Source organism: Paenibacillus sp. D2_2 (assembly GCF_031199965.1).
Taxonomy (GTDB): Bacteria; Bacillota; Bacilli; order Paenibacillales; family Paenibacillaceae; genus Fontibacillus.
The window spans coordinates 2,588,436-2,606,598 of the sequence record NZ_CP133605.1; the positions used below are offsets into that span (position 1 = coordinate 2,588,436).

11 protein-coding genes and 4 pseudogenes are annotated in these 18,163 nt (G+C 46.9%); 14 read left to right on the top strand and 1 reads right to left on the bottom strand.

Going from position 1 to position 18,163, the window contains the following annotated elements; translation table 11 throughout:
- Positions 1-66: 66 nt before the first annotated feature.
- From RE628_RS13210 to RE628_RS13260, 10 genes and pseudogenes are all read left to right on the top strand, one after another.
- Positions 67-1,395: an ABC transporter substrate-binding protein gene (locus tag RE628_RS13210; RefSeq protein WP_309159096.1), complete on the top strand. Its 1,329-nt coding sequence runs from the start codon at positions 67-69 to the stop codon at positions 1,393-1,395.
- Positions 1,396-1,472: 77 nt separating this feature from the next.
- Entirely contained in the window at positions 1,473-3,578 is a 2,106-nt protein-coding gene (locus RE628_RS13215) for an extracellular solute-binding protein (protein WP_309159097.1), read from the top strand.
- Complete coding sequence (locus RE628_RS13220) at positions 3,524-4,432, top strand: ABC transporter substrate-binding protein (RefSeq protein WP_309159098.1); 909 nt, start codon at positions 3,524-3,526, stop codon at positions 4,430-4,432. Before RE628_RS13215 ends, RE628_RS13220 begins: the two co-directional genes overlap by 55 nt.
- Positions 4,433-4,535: 103 nt before the next feature.
- Complete coding sequence (locus tag RE628_RS13225) at positions 4,536-5,510, top strand: carbohydrate ABC transporter permease (protein WP_309159099.1); 975 nt, start codon at positions 4,536-4,538, stop codon at positions 5,508-5,510.
- A gap of 4 nt (positions 5,511-5,514) precedes the next feature.
- A pseudogene (locus tag RE628_RS13230) lies at positions 5,515-6,401 on the top strand (carbohydrate ABC transporter permease).
- Between the two features lie 18 nt (positions 6,402-6,419).
- Positions 6,420-8,513: a YIP1 family protein gene (locus RE628_RS13235; protein WP_309159100.1), complete on the top strand. Its 2,094-nt coding sequence runs from the start codon at positions 6,420-6,422 to the stop codon at positions 8,511-8,513.
- Between the two features lie 12 nt (positions 8,514-8,525).
- Positions 8,526-9,947, top strand: a complete 1,422-nt coding sequence (locus tag RE628_RS13240; protein WP_309159101.1) for a DUF5696 domain-containing protein — start codon at positions 8,526-8,528, stop codon at positions 9,945-9,947.
- Positions 9,908-11,202 (top strand): annotated as a pseudogene (locus RE628_RS13250) (DUF5696 domain-containing protein). Before RE628_RS13240 ends, RE628_RS13250 begins: the two are co-directional and overlap by 40 nt.
- The gene (locus RE628_RS13255; protein ID WP_309159104.1) at positions 11,199-12,155 is read left to right on the top strand and encodes a carbohydrate ABC transporter permease; all 957 of its coding nucleotides are present in this window, start codon (positions 11,199-11,201) and stop codon (positions 12,153-12,155) included. Before RE628_RS13250 ends, RE628_RS13255 begins: the two are co-directional and overlap by 4 nt.
- A 20-nt stretch (positions 12,156-12,175) precedes the next feature.
- Entirely contained in the window at positions 12,176-13,144 is a 969-nt protein-coding gene (locus RE628_RS13260) for a carbohydrate ABC transporter permease (RefSeq protein WP_309159105.1), read from the top strand.
- Between the two features lie 102 nt (positions 13,145-13,246).
- Here the strand turns inward: RE628_RS13260 and RE628_RS13265 are convergent, their stop codons facing one another.
- Positions 13,247-14,875 carry an extracellular solute-binding protein gene (locus RE628_RS13265; RefSeq protein WP_309159106.1) on the bottom strand — a complete coding sequence of 543 codons (1,629 nt, stop codon included), beginning with the start codon at positions 14,873-14,875 and terminating at the stop codon, positions 13,247-13,249.
- A gap of 1,300 nt (positions 14,876-16,175) precedes the next feature.
- On the opposite strand from RE628_RS13265, the pseudogene RE628_RS29640 reads away from it, so the two are divergent.
- The 4 genes and pseudogenes from RE628_RS29640 to pssA all read left to right on the top strand — a co-directional run.
- Positions 16,176-16,649, top strand: a pseudogene (locus RE628_RS29640) (sensor histidine kinase); the annotation flags it as partial.
- A 121-nt stretch (positions 16,650-16,770) separates the two neighbouring features.
- On the top strand, positions 16,771-16,848 hold the full coding sequence (locus tag RE628_RS29645; protein ID WP_375143113.1) for a hypothetical protein: 78 nt from the start codon (positions 16,771-16,773) through the stop codon (positions 16,846-16,848).
- A gap of 84 nt (positions 16,849-16,932) precedes the next feature.
- A pseudogene (locus RE628_RS13275) lies at positions 16,933-17,610 on the top strand (response regulator transcription factor); the annotation flags it as partial.
- Between the two features lie 25 nt (positions 17,611-17,635).
- Positions 17,636-18,157: a CDP-diacylglycerol--serine O-phosphatidyltransferase gene (gene pssA / locus RE628_RS13280; protein ID WP_309159108.1), complete on the top strand. Its 522-nt coding sequence runs from the start codon at positions 17,636-17,638 to the stop codon at positions 18,155-18,157.
- Positions 18,158-18,163 lie beyond the last annotated feature (6 nt).

Here is an 18,163-nt window from a genome sequence, read left to right on the forward strand (position 1 = left end):
AAGAAAGCGGTTACAAGAAGGCACAAGGCAAGGGTTTTTCTAAACGAATGATAAGGGGGAACTGAAATGAAGCGAAAGTGGCTAGCAGCGCTGCTCATGATCACGATGATAGTCATGCTTGCAGCCTGTTCATCAGGAACTACGAATAATACGGCTAAGACAGACCCGAAGCCTGCTACAACTAACAGTAGTGAGCCAGTGAAGGAAGAGGAGAACAAAGCGGATGAGACTGCAAGTACAGCTCCTGTAGATGAGAAAATTGATCTGAAGGGCAGAACGATCCGACTCGGACAATGGTGGGGTATGGAGAACTATCTGTCCGAAGAGGAGAAAGAAATGCAGCGCAAGGTAGAGGAGAAATTCAATTGCAAGATTGAATATGTGACTGTACCATTCGATCAGATTCAGTCGCGGGTCATTACAACATCGGTTGCTGGCCAGCCGTTTGCTGACATCATATGGATGCCTTTGGAATGGACTATACCGAAGATGGTAAGCGAGGGGTATATTCGCAACATCGATGATCTGGTCGATATGAATGACCCCAACTGGAACGATATTATGTTAAGCTCCGGCAAATATGATGGCAAACAATACAGCTTTACTCAAAACGATAACAACGGAAACGGCTTCTATTATAACAAGACGCTTATTCAGAAGAATGGATTAGAGGATCCATACGAGCTGCAAGAAAAGGGCGAGTGGACCTGGGATAAATTCCTTGAGCTTGCTAAGGCGGTAACGAAGGACGGGGTATTCGGTGTTACTCAATATGGTGATACCCTGTCGCTAGCTATTCCATTCATCTACTCGAATAATGGCTTCGTTACGAAGGATGACAAAATCACCTACGATTCACCTGAATCGATGGAAGCCATTCAATTTGTATCAGACCTGTACAACGTTCATAAGGTCGTAGGTGGCACTTTCTCGGAAGGAACAGCACTCTTCTATCCAGGCTATCGCTGGGTAGCCTATGACTTCAATGGCAGCATGGCTGATGATTGGGGCTATGTATTCTACCCGAAAGGTCCGAAGGCGGACAAATATGTCGTACCAACGACCGTGAATATGTGGCATTTGATGAAAGATGTTGAGAATCCGAAGGATGTAATGGCGGTATGGATGGAGCTCTATGAACGCGATAAGGAGAAGGGCTACGACCTGGTCATCCGTGGTGAGGAAGCGAACTTCAGGAACCAAGAGGCCCTCAATACTTTACGGAAAATGCTCGGCAACGGTACGGTGTTACAGTACCAGGCCTATGAGGGCTTTCAAGGATATTTCAAAGAAGCGATTGACAACATTATGAGCGGTAAAGGCACACCGGCCAGTGAGCTGGCGAGAATTAAGCCATTAACGCAGGCGTCCATCGATGTGACCTTAAAGAAATAACCACAGAGCCATAGCGGGACACCCTTAAGGCGTATTTATCGCTTGGGGTGTCCCTCTTAGATGGAAGGAGGATGGGTATGCCCTCAGTTCATAGAAATTCAATCGTCAAGGGGCGTTGGCTGAAGCTTGTGCTCATCATGGTACTTGGGGCGAGTTGTATTCTGCCAGGTACGTTCTACCTGACGAGGTCTACGCAAGCAGACGCAGCGGGGACTGCCCGGAACGCCAAACAGGAAGTCATACCGAAGAAATATCAGGATGGAAGCTATGACCAATACTTGGCTCAGCACCAGAATGCACCGCGGCCGGACACTAAGATCGTGATTGAAGGAGAGAGCTTCACCAGTGCAGATGGGATGAGTCCGAGCATTGTGCAGGGAATCCCTGGATTAAGCGGACAGGCGGTGGAGACGGACGAGGAAGGCAGCTTAACGTGGACATTTGATATACCACAGGAAGGTATGTTCCAGATCGCTGTTCGTTATTATCAGCTCGAAGGCAAGAGTGCGGATATTGACCGGGAGCTATATATCGATGGAGATCTTCCTTTTACCGAGAGTAAAAATGTACTGTTCCACCGGATCTGGGCCAATGAGGGAGAGATGCAGCAGGATGATCGCGGCAATGATCTGTATCAGAAACAGATCGAGAAGCCGCTCTGGCAGGAGAATTATGTACAAAGCCCGGATGGGAGTCATACGGATCCGTATTTCTATTATTTCTCCCAGGGACAGCATACGCTGACTTTCGTATCGGCGCGAGAAAGAATGCTGATCGATACGATTACCCTGAAGCAACCTGATAAAGTACTCAGCTATGCACAGGTATCCGCTGGTTATGATGTTCAAGGCTATGCTCCAGCTTCTAACGTCCTGCTGAAGATCCAGGGTGAGGCAGCTGTACTGAAGTCAAGCCAGGTGCTGTATCCGATGATGGATCGAACTCGTTCGACGGAGCCTTACAATCTAACGAAGATACGATTGAACACGATCGGCGGTTATAACTGGTCGGAAGCCGGGCAATGGTTGACTTGGAATATCGAGGTTCCGAAGGACGGACTATATCATATTGGGATCAAGGCGAAGCAGAATTTCCAACGGGGAATGACCTCCTATCGCAAAATGTACATAGATGGGAATCTTCCTTTTGTGGAGATGGTGGACATTGGTTTCCCTTTCTCGACCGATTGGGAGATGAAGGAACTGGGCGCGGATCCAGGTGATTCTTCCAAGGCGGAGCCATATTTATTCTACCTTACTAAGGGACAGCATGAGATCAAGATGGAAGTTACCCTGGGGGAGATGGCGGATCTGCTGCGTATTGTAGAGTCCAGCGTGCTTGAGCTTAATAGCATGTACCGTCACATCATTATGATAACCGGCACGGTTCCGGATGAATATCGAGACTATCAACTGGATAAGAAGCTTCCAGATCTTGTACAGACCATGCTGGATCAAGCCGATATTCTCGAAACCGTCGTCGAACAAGCCGAACGGCTCGCAGAGGGAGGGGATCGTACGGCGGCGCTTACGCGGCTGATTGTTCAACTTCGTGACATGGCGCAAAACCCGGAGACGATTGCCAGACGGTTAGAGACCTTCAAGTCTAACACCAGCTCACTAGGCGATTGGATATATTCGATCAACTACATGCCGCTGTCGATCGATTACCTGGTGATTGCTTCCCCTGACGAGAAGCTTCCGTCAGCTAAAGCCAGCTTCTGGAGCAAGGTCAAATACAATACGGGGTCCTTCATGCTATCGTTCTTCACCGATTTCAACGCGCTTGGGGCCGCGAAGGACAGTGATAAGAAGATCTCGGTATGGACGACCATGGGGATAGATCAGGCGAAGATTGTCAAACGACTGATTGATGAGTCATTCACGAATGAGACTGGGATAGCGGTGGACATTAAAGTCGTCAGTGAAGGAGTATTATTGCAGGCGATGCTGGCTGGACGGGGACCTGATGTGGCATTCCCCTTGGGTAACGACAAGCCTGTGAACTATGCGCTCCGTAATGCGGTTGAGGATCTGTCCAAATATCCTGGATTCGATGAGGTGAAGCAGCGGTTCCATGAGAGTGCAATGGTTCCTTACCAATTCAACGGGGGATCTATGGGCTGCCGATGGGTCAGGGATTCCCGGTCCTCTATTATCGCAAGGACATATTGGAAGAGATGAATCTGGAAGTACCGGATACTTGGGATGACGTCTTCACGATGATTCCAGAGCTGCAGAAGCATAATCTGCTATTCGGTTTTCCTATCCAGGTGCTGGTTAAACTCGGTTCCAACGTTCAAGAAAGTTCTTCGTTACCGGTAAATCCAACCTTCGGGATGATGCTGTATCAAAACGGTGGAGAACTGTATAAAGAAGGAGGCAAAGCGAGCGCGCTTGCTACAGAGCTGTCGATCAAGACATTTATGGATTGGACCGATCTGTATACGACGTATAAGCTTCCGCTTACAACCGATTTCGTTAACCGCTTCCGTAGCGGTGAGATGCCGATCGCCATTGATGATTACACCAGATTCAATCTCATCAGTGTCGTAGCTCCTGAGCTAAAGGGTCTGTGGGATTTTACTGTAGTCCCGGGGACGAAGCAGCCGGATGGAACGATCCGCCGCGATGTACCGGCCAATGGAACAGCCGCAGTGATGCTGGAGGCCAGCAAGCACAAGGATGAGGCTTGGGCCTTCATGAAGTGGTGGACCAGTACTGAGAACCAGGCCAAGTACAGCTTGGAGCTGGAAGGATTAATGGGCCCCGCCGGCCGTAATCCGACGGCGAATCTGGATGCAGTGGCCCGTATTCCGTGGCAGACGAAGGATTATAAGACGCTGATGGAGCAATGGCCATGGGCGCGAGGCATTCCGGAAGTGGCAGGTGGTTACTTCACTGGTCGTCATCTGGACAATGCATTCCGCAGTGTCGTGATCTCGAGTGAAGACCCTCGCGAAGCGATCGATCTGTACACGCACTATATCAATGACGAGATCACGAAGAAGCGCAAGGAGTTCGGGTTGCCGGATTAATAAGTCGCTTTTCAGCACCGAGAAGGTTTAATTCAAGATTCGATGCCGAATAAACTACTAGATTCACTTCGTGATCAAAAGCGAAAGGGAGGCGTCTCAACATATGTCACTATCCAATCAAGGGGTTCAAGAGATCGCTCCGAATCCCAAATTGCATCGTCTGGGGGGACCCGAGAAGGGGAGGATAGCGCAGCTGTTCCGTGAAATGAAGATGAAGCGGCAAGGGTATATACTGCTTGCCCCATTCTTCATCCTCTTCTTTATCTTCACGGCTTTTCCTGTGCTTATGGCACTTGGACTCAGCTTCACGAACTTCAATATTCTGGAGCCTCCAAAATTCATCGGCTGGGACAATTATGCGAATCTGTTCATCAAGGATGAAGTATTCCTGATCGCCTTGAAGAATACCTTACTATTTGCTGTCATTACGGGACCGCTCAGTTACATTTCCTGCTTCTTTCTAGCCTGGTTAATTAACGAACTGCCGCCACGGATTCGTGCGATTATTACGCTTCTATTCTATGCTCCATCTATATCAGGCAACGTGTATTTGATTTGGCAGGTAGCATTCTCAGGAGACTCGTTCGGTTATGTCAATGCATTTCTTATGAAATGGGGCTTCATCCTGGAACCGATTCAATGGCTTCAGGATCCGAAATATATGCTATTCATTATTATGCTGGTGCAGCTATGGCTTAGCTTGGGAACGGCGTTCCTGGCCTTCATTGCAGGACTACAAGGGATGGATATGTCACTGATCGAAGCGGGAGCCATCGATGGGATTCGCAATCGCTGGCAGGAGCTGTGGTTCATCACGCTCCCTTCTCTAAGACCCATGCTTATGTTCGGCGCCGTCATGCAGATTACGTCATCGTTCGCGGTCGCCGATGTAGCGACGAATATGGTGGGTTTTCCAAGTCCACAGTATGCTGGGCACACCATTGTAACTCATCTGAATGACTATGGGAGCATCCGCTTCGAGATGGGTTACGCAAGTGCGATTGCGACGGTGCTCTTCGCGATCATGCTAGGATCGAATCTTATCGTACAGAAGCTCTTGAAGAAGGTAGGTGAGTAATCCGATGAAATGGACGATAAAGTGGAGATGGCGCAGACAGAAGAAGCTGAACCGTTCTTTTTCGATGGATATTGTCCTGTTTCTCCTTCTGGCGAGTGTGGGCGTCTTTATGGGAGCACCCTTCGTATTCATGATCAGCACAGCGCTGAAGCCGCTTGATGAACTGTTCTTATTTCCACCGACCTTTATCGTGCGCTCTCCGACGCTAGATAATTTCTATGATCTTATCCTGATCTTCTCCAATACTTGGGTACCGCTGTCACGATATATGTTTAATACGATCTTCGTTGCCCTGACAGGAACGGTAGGTCACGTAATTTTGGCTTCGATGGCTGCATATCCGCTGGCGAAGCTAAAGCTTCCAGGAGGAAATATACTGTTCATGATCGTTGTGCTCTCGCTGATGTTCGCTTCACAGGTTACTTCAATTCCGAACTATCTCACAATAAGCTGGCTTGGCCTTCTTAATTCATACTGGGCTTTGATATTCCCGGCGTTTGCTACTTCACTTGGACTGTTCCTGATGAAGCAGTTCATGGAGCAGATTCCCGATGCTTTGATCGAAGCGGCCAAGATCGACGGAGCCAGTGAATTTCGTATCTTCAGGAGCATCGTCATGCCGATGGTAAAGCCGGCTTGGCTGACCTTGATCATCTTCTCTTTCAAGGGCTTATGGGGAACCGGAAGCGGAGCACAGGGGGCATCGTACATCTACAGTGAACAGCTCAAGACGATGGACTATGTGTTCAGTCAGCTCCTGGGGGAGGCTTCTACCGCTCGGGTCCAATGGCTGCAGCCGCACTTATTATGATGACTGTACCGGTATTGATTTTTGTGCTGACACAGAGCAGTGTTATTCAGACAATGTCTACCTCAGGACTCAAAGAATAAGAGAAGGAGGGATCACAATTGACTTGGATACGAAGGATGACCTCCGTTCTAGTACTAATTAGCCTGTTCATCGTTCCGATTTCTGAGGTTCATGCGTTGCCTGATTATGGCTATAACTATTCCTATTGGGGCGATGCAGAGCCAGCGCCATATCCTTATCTGGCGGAGAAGCATATCTACGGTACCGACCTGGGTATCGGTGATTTGAACACACCGCAGGACGTATTTGTCGCGGGTGATCATCGTATGTATATCGCCGACACCGGGAATAACCGAATCGTGGTACTGGATGAGCAGGGCAAACTGATTCGTATAATTAAGGATTTTCAGAATAATGGTAGGCCGGATAGCTTCAACAAGCCTTATGGCCTCTATGCAGATAAAGACAGAATGCTATATGTTGCCGATACACAGAATCAGCGAATTGTGAAGCTGGATGCGGAAGGCCAGCTACTCCAGGTGATTGAAGCGCCTGAATCAAGCGTATTACCAGAGGGGTTCCAATTTTTTCCGAATAAGATCTTTGTGGATCTAGCAAATCGGATCTATGTTATCGCACAAGGAGCCTATGAAGGAATTATGGAATTCGATGCTAACGGTAGCTTCAAGGGATATGTTGGTACGAACAAAGTGAGGTTCAGCCCAGTAGACTTGCTATGGAAACGATTATCTACGAAAGAGCAGTCGAAGCAGATGGAGCTGTTCCTGCCTGTGGAATTTAGCAATCTCGATGTGGATGAGCGAGGCTTCATTTATGCCGTGTCCGCAGAGATCAACCCGATGACACCAATCAAGCGCTTTAACCCTAGCGGAGAGGATATTCTGCGAAGGGAAGGATATTTCAATCCGGTCGGAGATGTAGGGATAATACGAATCGAGGGATCGGAAGGTGCATCAGCTGATTTGCAAAATGAAGGAAGCTCTAGGTTTATTGATGTTGTATCCGATGTGAGCGGTATGTATAGCGGTCTAGATTCGGCACGTAATCGGATTTTCACCTATGATCGGGACGGCAATTTGCTCTATCAATTCGGAGGCGTCGGGACGCGATCTGATAACTTTCAGAAACCTGTGGCGATCGCTATGCTAGGAGAACGCATGGTCGTGCTTGATCAGGAGATGAACCGTCTTTCGATCTTTGCTCCAACCCGATATGGCGAGCTGATCCGCAAGGCGGTAATCGCACATTATAACGGAAGGGCAGACGAAGCAACTACGGCTTGGGAAGAAGTGCTTCAGCTGAATGCCAATTTTGACATTGCCTATATCGGTATCGGCAAGGCTCTGATGAAGAAGGATCAGAATCATCTCGCGATGGAGTATTTCAAGCATGGCAACAACCGCAAGTATTATTCCGAAGCATTCAAGCGGTATCGCAAAGAGTTTCTCTGGAATCATTTCGGGACGATTATGACGTGCATGCTTACAATCACTGCTCTAGTTATCGCAGCCCGGGTGCTATGGGTAAGGCGCAGAGCCAACGCTTTCTATGTGGACCGAGGCGTTATTGCATCTCCTTTCCATACGATATTTCGTCCCTTTAACGGGTTCTGGGAAATGAAGTACGAGCAGAAGGGGCGCACGAAGATCGCCATCATTATACTTATGTTGCTGATGCTGGTCATGATCCTGAAGCAACAATATGCCGGGTTTATTGTGAATTTCAACAAGCCGTCGGAGTTGAACAGCCTCAGCGAGTTAACCTACGTGGCTCTACCGTTCCTGCTGTTCTGTATCGCTAACTGGTCGTTAACGACGTTGATGGACGGCGAAGGGAAATTTCGCGATATCGTGATGGCGACAGGTTATTCATTGCTTCCACTTGTCATCGTCTATATCCCGCAAATCTTATTCAGCAACATAATGACGTACGAGGAAGCCACATTCTACTACCTGATGGAGACCATTGCTGTGATTTGGTTCCTGTGGCTCCTCTTCGTTGGAATGATGACGGTGCATCAGTACAGCATCTACAAGACAATATTGACATTATTCCTGACGGTGATTGTCATGATCTTTATAGTTTTCCTAGGTATTCTATGCTTCAGCTTGCTGCAACAAATGATTGCATTTGCCCAATCGATCTTTATCGAGATTCGGGCAAGGTTGTAAGGAGGGCCGGACATGAGCATAAGGAGAAAATGGATCATTCTGCTCTGCTGCAGCCTGATCTTAGCAGCAGGGATCGGTGAAGGATTGTCAGGAAATACAATTAGGGCTGAGGAGACAAGAACAGCCGGGAAGAATGAGTCGCCGAAGGATGCGGAGTTATTGGATTCTAGCGTTCAAGGTCATGAGGATAAAGTGGGATCGGACACGGTGGAGAGCCCGGCCGAGGCGTTAGATACTGTATCGCCGGATATAGCTCCGGCTACATCTTCAACATTAACGTCAACGGCGAAGCCGTTGGAGCTTCCACAGGGCACTGAGCTAGTGACGGAAAATGAGTATCTGCAGTTATATCTGAATAGCAAGACTACGGAACTGATGGTACGCGATAAGCTCACAGGACAGCTATGGAGCAGCAATCCCATTGACCGTGATGCGGATAAGGTCGCGAAGGGGACGAACCGGAGCGATCTCGATTCCCAGCTAATCCTGTCCTATTTCAATGATATGGGACATGAATCGCTGATTAACAATGCCGCAGATAGCATCGTGAAGGGACAGTTCGAGATCGAGAAGCTGGAGCATGGCGTGAAGATCACCTATGAGATTGGAAGCTCTGAGAAGGGGCTCGAAGCAATACCGAAGGTGATTAGCAAGGAAAGATTCGAGCAGCGAATTCTGGATCAGATTAGTGATGAGTCGGTACGTGGCCGACTTCGTAACCGGTTCTTTTACAATGAGGATAAGCAACAGTATGAGCGTAAGGAGATGAAGGACTACATCGTGAAGGATGTGGTGGAAATCCTCCAGTCGATCGGCTATACAGCGGAGGAAGCGAAGCAGGACAGCGCTACAGCCGATGGGGATACTGCTGCTAAGGAGAGCGCGGCACCCCGTTTCATCGTGCCACTTATATACGAACTTGATGGGCAGCAGTTATTGGCACATATCGATACCGCAGAAGTCCAGGATACTGAAGCGTTCCCAATTCGTTCGATTCAGCTTCTTCCTTTCTTTGGTGCTGCCGGGCTTAACGAAGAAGGGTATATCTTCGTACCTGACGGTTCAGGAGCTCTTATCGGGCTGAATCAGAATCATGCGGGGGCAAGGGCCTATGAACTGCCACTATACGGTGAGGATGCGACCCCAAAAGGGAATGAACTGATTCAAGCTCAATATAAGGAAATATCACGTTTGCCTGTATTCGGGCTGAAACGTGGAGACGAGGCGGTATTGGCGATCATTGAGAAGGGAGATGCGCAGGCTACTATATCTGCTGAGCCGAGCGGACGCTTGAACAGTTATAACTATGTAAATGCTTCCTTCCGGATGAAGGATATGGAGCCGGTTAATTCAGGGCAGGTTCTGTTACTAGACAGATCCCGAAATATTCAGCGATGTATAGCCAGGGCATTGCTATCCGATATAGCTTCATGAACGGTGAGAAAGCAAGCTATGTGGGGATGGCTGAGCGATATCGCCAATATTTGATAGAGCAGCATAGCCTCACTCCACTGCAAGAGAATGGTGAGCTTCCCTTGGTAGTAGAGTTGGTTGGGCTATCCCGGTGCGCAAGACTTTCCTAGGCATTCCATATGAGACCGTAGAGCCAGTAACAACCTTTAACGAAGCGATAGAGATCCTCGAGCAGCTTCAGCTAAAAGGAATCAAGCATATCCAGCTAAAGTATTCAGGCTGGTTCAATGATGGGTATTATCATTCACTGCCTTCAAAGATTAAGCCGGAGCGTGTACTTGGCGGAACGAAGGGGCTTGAGAAGCTGATTGAATATACCCAGGACCATCAAATCGAGTTCTATCCTGATGTTGCTTTTCAACGGGTATATAAGAATGGCAAAGGATTCAAGGCGCAGCGAGACGCTGCCAGATTCTTGAATCGCAAAGGTGCGTCCAGGCAGAACATCGACTTGGTGACAACTAATCTTACGTATAGACTGTATTATCTGCTTGCTCCAGATAAGATCAAGAGCGTAGTGGAGTCGTTCCTGAGTCATGTGACAAGCTTCAATATCCGTTCGTTGTCTCTACGTGATTTAGGAGAAGATTTGAACAGCAGTGTTGTACCAGAGAAGAGTACGTCCAGACAGGAAGCACAATCAATTGTAACGGATAGTCTGGAGGAGATGAAGGCTGAGTTAGATCGGCTTATGATTAGCGGCGGAAATGCTTATAGTCTTCCTTACGCCAGTATTATCATGAATGCACCACTCAGGAGCAGCCGTTTTAATATCGAGACGGAGGAAATTCCGTTCTATTCAATTGTTATTCATGGCTATGCAGATTATACTGGAAAACCGCTGAACCTGGAGCAGGACCAGGACTCTCAAGTTACGCTGCTTCGTATGCTGGAGACCGGTGCACTGCCTGTCTATCAATGGTTCTATGCCGATCCGTCTGTGATCCGCGACACGAAGCTGAACGAATTGTATTCCGCTTCTTACGCGAACTGGATTGATGAAGCGGCACAGTGTTATCAAGAGGTGAATGAAGTGCTTGGGAAGGTCCGTAATCAGCCGATCACGAATCATCGTAGGCTGCAAGAGCAGGTATATGAGACGACCTTCGGTCAGGGGATCCGCGTGATTGTGAACTATAATAGTGCGGCAGTTGAAGTCGAGGGAATGACGATAAAGGCGCTGGGGTATCGCGTGATCGGAGGTGGAGGAGCATGAGCAGACTACCGAAATGGATGACACGAACAGGGGAGAAGCGAAGATGGGGACTGAAGCAGCGGAACAAACTCACACTGAGGCAGAAGAAAGCAGGATTGGGAGTATTATTTGTTAGTCCATGGCTGCTTGGTTTCATCTTCTTGTTCCTTGTCCCGCTGTATCAATCATTTATCTACAGTCTTAATAAGCTCACTCTAGGCAAGGGCGGCTTCGATACGAGCTATGCAGGCTTCAGTTTCTACCAGGAGCTGTTCACGCAGCATCCTACCTTCAATCGAACGCTCGTTGAAGCGATTATGGATATTGTGATCAACGTGCCTTCAATTACGATCTTCAGTCTCTTTGTGGCGACGCTGATCAATCAGAAATTCAGGGGAAGAGTCTTCGCAAGAGCGATTTTCTTCTTGCCAGTTCTGCTTGCTGCGCCAGTTCTCTCTTTGGAGAATAGCTCTCAGATGACATTTATCGCGGCCTCGATTACAGGAGCAACGACAGAGGGCGGCGCCTTCGCATTTACGAGTTTCGAATTGAAGCGAATGCTGCTTGAAGCAGGCTTAGGCAACGGAATTGGTACCTATATTACGGGTTCTGTAGATCGGATCTACGAGGTCATCAGCTCGTCCGGAGTACAGATTCTGATCTTCCTCGCCGCTTTACAGTCGATCTCTCCATCGCTTTATGAAGCCGCAAAGATTGAGGGAACGACAGGTTATGAGGCCTTCTGGAAGATCACATTACCGATGATCAGTCCCATTATGCTTACCAATGTGGTGTACACGGTCATTGATTCTTATAACCGTAATCAGCTCAGCCAGATGATAAAGGATACGGCGTTCCAGTCCTTGAATTTTAGTCAAAGTGCGGCTATGGCGTGGGTCTATTTCCTCATCGTCTCGATCATTCTTCTTGTTACTACAGGCCTTATCTCTCGCAAGGTGTTCTACTATGATTAACGAACAAGGGGGGAATCTAAATGAAGTTACAGACTGAAGCAAGAGCGGCAGCTTTGAAAATGAGAAGAAGGGTGCAGATGATATCCCCATTGCAGCACGTCAAACATTGGAGTTGGGTCATTGTACGTGCCATACTGATTACGGGATTCTGCTTCGTCATCTTATACCCTCTGTTCTTCAAGTTGTCCGTCTCCTTCAAGGGTCGTGTGGACGTGTATGACACAACCGTGCTGTGGATACCGAAACACTTCACTTTGGATACAATCCGCATCGCCTTCAAAGCGCTCAACTATCCGAAGACGGCGCTGAACTCCTTACTGATTGCTGGGGTATCGACACTGCTGCAGGTCATTTCCTGCTCACTTGCTGCCTTTGCGTTCGCGAGGCTTCGCTTCAAGGGCAACGGTCTGTTATTCGGAGGGGTGATCTTTACGATTATCGTACCGGTTCAGACTATGATGGTCACGACGTACTTGAACTATCGCTACTTTGATATCTTCGGACTAATCAAGTTATTTACCGGACAGAATGGGGTCAATTTACTGGATAGCTACTGGCCTTTTATTCTGCAGTCCATTACTGGTATGGGGATTAAGAGCGGGCTGTTCATCTTCATCTTTCGCCAGTTCTTCCGCGGCATCCCGGTTGAGCTTGAGGAAGCCTCTTATATTGACGGCTGCTCTGTGCTGAAGTCATTTACACGGATTATGCTGCCGAATGCCATACCCGCTATGGTGACGGTTCTACTGTTCTCCTTCGTCTGGCAATGGAATGACAATTATTATGTGTCCCTATTCCTTACTTCGACGGATGTACTATCTACCAAGCTTCCGGTCATGTGGGCCTCGTTCTCTTTGAATGATCCGTTATATGCGTATTTGGTGAAAAACGCAGGTGAGCTGTTGTTCATGGCGCCAATCATCATTCTGTATATTTTCGCTCAGCGCTATTTCGTAGAAAGTGTGGAGCGAAGCGGATTGATCGGTTAACGTAATCGCTATTACAATAAAGAGCCACGTCTTGCCCGCAGCGGTTGTGAGAACCGAGTAGGTAAGATGGGGCTCTATTTACATATAATCGCTTTCGGGTGTTTACCGTTGCTGCAGCGCGTCATTGACTTCTTCGATCGCCTTGCTTAGTCCAAGCTGTTCATAATGTCTCACAGTATTATGCCACATCGCTATAGGGTCCTCACTACTAATCGTGACCTTGATAAGATCCTCAATAGGATTAATTAGTGTTCCAAGATTGTCCTTGGCCGGAGTGGAGAGCGAGTTGATCTTATGATACGTCGGAGTGGCCGTTGCATTCATAAGCTGCCATTCCATCTCATCAAGACTCTTCTGTATGTTGCGATCCCGGAAGTTAATCCGGTTCGTCTGGTCAAATCGGAAATTCCGCTCTTTGCCCCAAGAAGCCAATGACCGGAAGATGGAGAGTGAAGGGTAGAATCGTTCCAGATCGACAAGCTTCCGCTTCTGTTCGTCGTAGGGCCGGGTAATGATGATGAGATCATCCTCTTTATAATAATCTTTGCCCTCAAGCCCATAGCTGGTGAGCATCTGTCCCTCTGGTGAGAGAAGGTAATCGTATAAGCGCAAAATTCGATCCATCTTTTCGTCACTAAGCTTTGCATTGAAGTAAGTCTCTGACCAATACGTCTGTGCGGCATAAAAATATCGATAACCATCCTCCGTCGGCCACTGATGCAGTATATCTACGGCATCATAAAACTTTTGCCAAGGGTGAAGCTCGTTCCAGCGATCTTCTAGCTTGCTTAGACTATCTGGTGTAGCCTTATAGACGAGCGCACCAGCCTCATCATTTACAAACTTGTGAATGGCGTCCTCTTCTTTCATATAGTAGAAATCCTGATCCAACGCCCCGCTAGCATACAATTCCCGTAGCTGCGTTACGACATCATCCATTCTTTTAGAGGCATAATACGGAATCCACTGCGAGTCCTCGAACACCCATTGTTCGGTTGCCAATTGCGGAAATGTTGGGCTAAGTGCCCAAGTGAGCATACTCATGCCAGGAGCCGTCAGTCCTTCGACCTGTCTCGATCCGTCATGGGTCGTCTTCTGATGAAAGACCGTCAGCATGTTCAAGAACTGTTCGAAGCTTGATATATCCTTGAACTTCCGTTCTTCCATCCAGTCCTTACGAACGAACAGTACCCTCTCTAGCATCCATAGACGATTGGTTGGATATCCGATTCGGGGCAGCATATACAGTTTATTCTCTTTTTTTAGCGTATGGATATCTGGAATTTGGGAGATTTGATCGACATAGGGGTAAGGGGACAAGTCCTCAGGCAAGGGCTTAATCAATTGGTGTGTGATCCACTCATTATAAATTCCCGGCGAGTCGCTGGCGATCGAATGGGCGAATACATCAGGGAGATTATCCGTTGTAGCCCACATTTGTAACTTTTGTATATAATCTGAACTGGTGATATTCACAGGTATGATTGTCAGATTAAACTTCTGTTCAATCTTCTGTAGAATTGGGTCATTTCGTTCGAAGGCAGTACCGATATCCCAGAAGGCAATTGAGATTGTAAGATGCTCTTGGTAAGGGGAAACATCCTCTGTGGATTCATCTTTTAGAGTTGTGATCAAGTTTTGTTCAGATGTAAATACGATGGATAGTAGTAATAAAGCCATTAGTACGAGAATAGCAGATTGTGCAGACCGGGAAGAGCGAAGTGAAGACATGTGGAAGTCCTCCTCATATCACTGCAATAGAATAGCCGTAACTTTGTACTATGTTACTATTATAAGAGTGAATTGCTTGATTGTCAGCCGTAATAGAGATTTCCACGAAACTGTTATGCAGCTTCATTACAGGACACATAAAGAACAAATGAGTAGGCTATAGTGTTTTTATTGAGAATGTTCGATTACAGAGAAGTCTGTAGGTGAGGATATGAGAAATAGAAGTATTACATTTAAACTGTTTATTATTTCTGTCATTTTTTTTGCTTGTTTCTATCTTATGATTATTTTGTCTCAGTTCTTTTTCTTTGAGAAGTTCTATCAACATTACCGCATAACTAAGGTAGAGCGGGAATTGGATAAATTCGCTACGAAATATACGCAGGATAATACAGAGAACAAAGGGCATCTACTGGAAGCTATCAAATTTATGAGTCATAGCCGAAGTCAGCTGGCGGTCGTTAATATGGATGGCAACATGGTGATGGAGGACCCTTATCAACTAGTATTAGAGCTTCCTGATCATAAGAGGGTGCTTGTTGCGTTATCTCTTTTTATGAGCATGAATACGGAGAAGTTCCGGGAAGCCAATATTAAAATTGGAGACGAGTTGACGATCTGGGGAGAGAAGGATTTTCATGAGAACGACTCGACCACGATTCTGTATCCAGATAAGATCTATAAGCAGAACTCTAAATCCACTCCAATAGGAGAGAATATTGAAGGAGACTCTGTGTCAATTTCTGGAACTGTCGTCGATCTCGTCTTGCCGAATATAAAGAACTGGAATCAGCGTCAAGGCTTACTCATGATCGCTTTGTATGAGTACTTCCCGCTATCTCAAGAGATCCAAGATCAGCTTAATTCGATGGTTAAGCAAGAATTCCAGTGGGTGGACCCTTGGAGCGGCACAAGTAATTTTATCATCATTAAACCTGTCATGAAGGAGAATGGGAAAAAGGAACTGCTGTTCTCCATAACCTCTCTTCAGGAAATTAGTGATGCAAATGAAGCGTTGCGTTGGTTGTTCATTTACGTCGGATTGGGAGGCATTATTCTCATCCTAATCCTAGCACTCGTCTTTTCTAAAATGGTGGCGAAGCCTTTAATCGCATTAAATACTATGGCCAAGAAGATGCTGAATTTCGAATTTGGATCATTAAAGCCAATTCGACAAAAGGATGAGATAGGTAGCTTGTCTATGAGTATGCTAACAATGTCGCAGAAACTAGACAAGACGATGGGCGAGCTTCAAGAAGCGAATCAACAGTTACAGAAAGATATGGAACAGAAAGAACGAATGGAAAAGACACAGAAGGAATTCTTCACTAACGCATCACATGAACTTAAAACCCCTTTAAGTATCGTCAAGAGCTTTGCTGAAGGCTTGAAGGACGGAGTGAACTTAAATAAGCAGGATCATTACATCTCCGTCATTGTTGAAGAGGCTGAGAAGATGGAGATGTTAATTAAAGATATGCTGGATCTGGCAAGATTGGATTCCGGGACGATTGAATTGCGGAAAACATCCTTTATGCTCAGTGAACTGGTCGAGAAAGTCGCTAGTAGGCTAATGTATCCTTTACAGGATAAGGGATTAGAGATCGTCGTTGTGCCAGCGAATGAGCAGCCTGTTCTGGCCGATCCGTTATGGTTCGAACAAGTTGTCCTGAATTTGATTACGAACGCAATCCGCCATGCGACAGTAGGAAGCACTATATTAATTGAAGTTCACAGTGGACCGGATCGTACAACTTTATCTGTATCCAATCAAGGTGAAACTTTAAATGAAGAGCAGTTGAACCTCATTTGGGAGCGATTCTACCGTGGAGAAGCTTCACGTCAGCCGGCAGACTGGTGGGACCGGCCTTGGATTGTCCATCGCACAGCAGATCATGGATTTGCATGGCTGCAGTTACTCAGTGAGAAATCTGCAGGATGGCGTTCAATTTATCGTCGAGTTTCCGGAGTGACGCTGAATGGCTTCATTCGTATAATCATGAGTTCTAAGTATGCTGCTACTGCGGGTTGAGACAGCTTCAGAAAGAAGGAATATCGTGGGTAAACATGTGCTTATAGTGGAAGATGAAGCGCGGATTCGAGAAGTAATTTCGGATTACTTCATCCAAGATGGCTGGGAAGTCACAGAGACGGACAATGGGCGCGATGCACTAAGTTGGTTCGAAGCCCTCTATCCCGATCTAGTCATCCTTGATATTATGATGCCTCAGATGGATGGGTTTGAGGTGTGTAAAGAGCTTCGTATCCGTTCGGGGGTTCCTATCATTCTATTGACTGCCAAATCGGCTGACCAGGACAAACTGCTTGGTTATGAGCTTGGTGCGGATGACTATATTACAAAGCCGTTCAGTCCGAAGGTATTGGTCGCCAAGGCCAACTCGTTAATGAAGCGTGTGATAGACAATTATAGACCAGATGGATACCGAATCCTGTTCGGCACTTCCGTTCTTAATACGCTGGCGCATCGTCTAGAGGTAGACGGCGTAGAGGTTGAATTGACGCCAAAAGAGTATGATCTATTGTTGCTTCTCATCAACAATAAGAATCTGGTCGTCACTCGTGAATCGATTATCGCACGAGTATGGGGGATTGAATTCGATGGTGACAACAGAGTTGTAGATTCGCATATTAAGAAGCTCCGGTCGAAGCTCGGTTATGATTCGCAATATATCCGCACCGTGATTGGCGTCGGCTATAAATTTCAGCAAGAAGATCCCTCGACTAGAAAGGAGAATGACGATGAATTGGAAATTTGTTCCGAATACTTGTACTTTTGGAAATTTATCTGCGGGAGCAGTTTCTTTATTATTGACGATCCAGGAGCAATATCGGTTAGCTTTAATCTTTATTGCAATTGCGGCTCTATTTGATGTGTTTGATGGGTTCTTGGCACGAATAATGCACTGTAGCAGTGATTTCGGCAAGCAGCTTGATTCTTTAGCAGACATTGTGTCTTTCGGAGTAGCGCCCGCGTTTCTAGTCTTGTTGCATCAATCAGGAGAATTCCATTGGCTAAGTGCCTTAGCAGCAATTGTATTTCTGGTGTGTGGTGCTTCAAGGCTTGCGAGATTTAACATCTCGATCTCAAGCCCTCAATTTACGGGAATGCCAATAACCTGTGCCGGAACTCTGTTAGCCTGTTTGTCTCTTACAGATAATTTAAAACCATCGGTCATTATTGCGTTTACTGTTGTATTATCATTTCTAATGGTAAGCCGAATTCCGTTCCCTTCCCTTAAGAACATAAGCATCAGGAAGTAGGTCGGA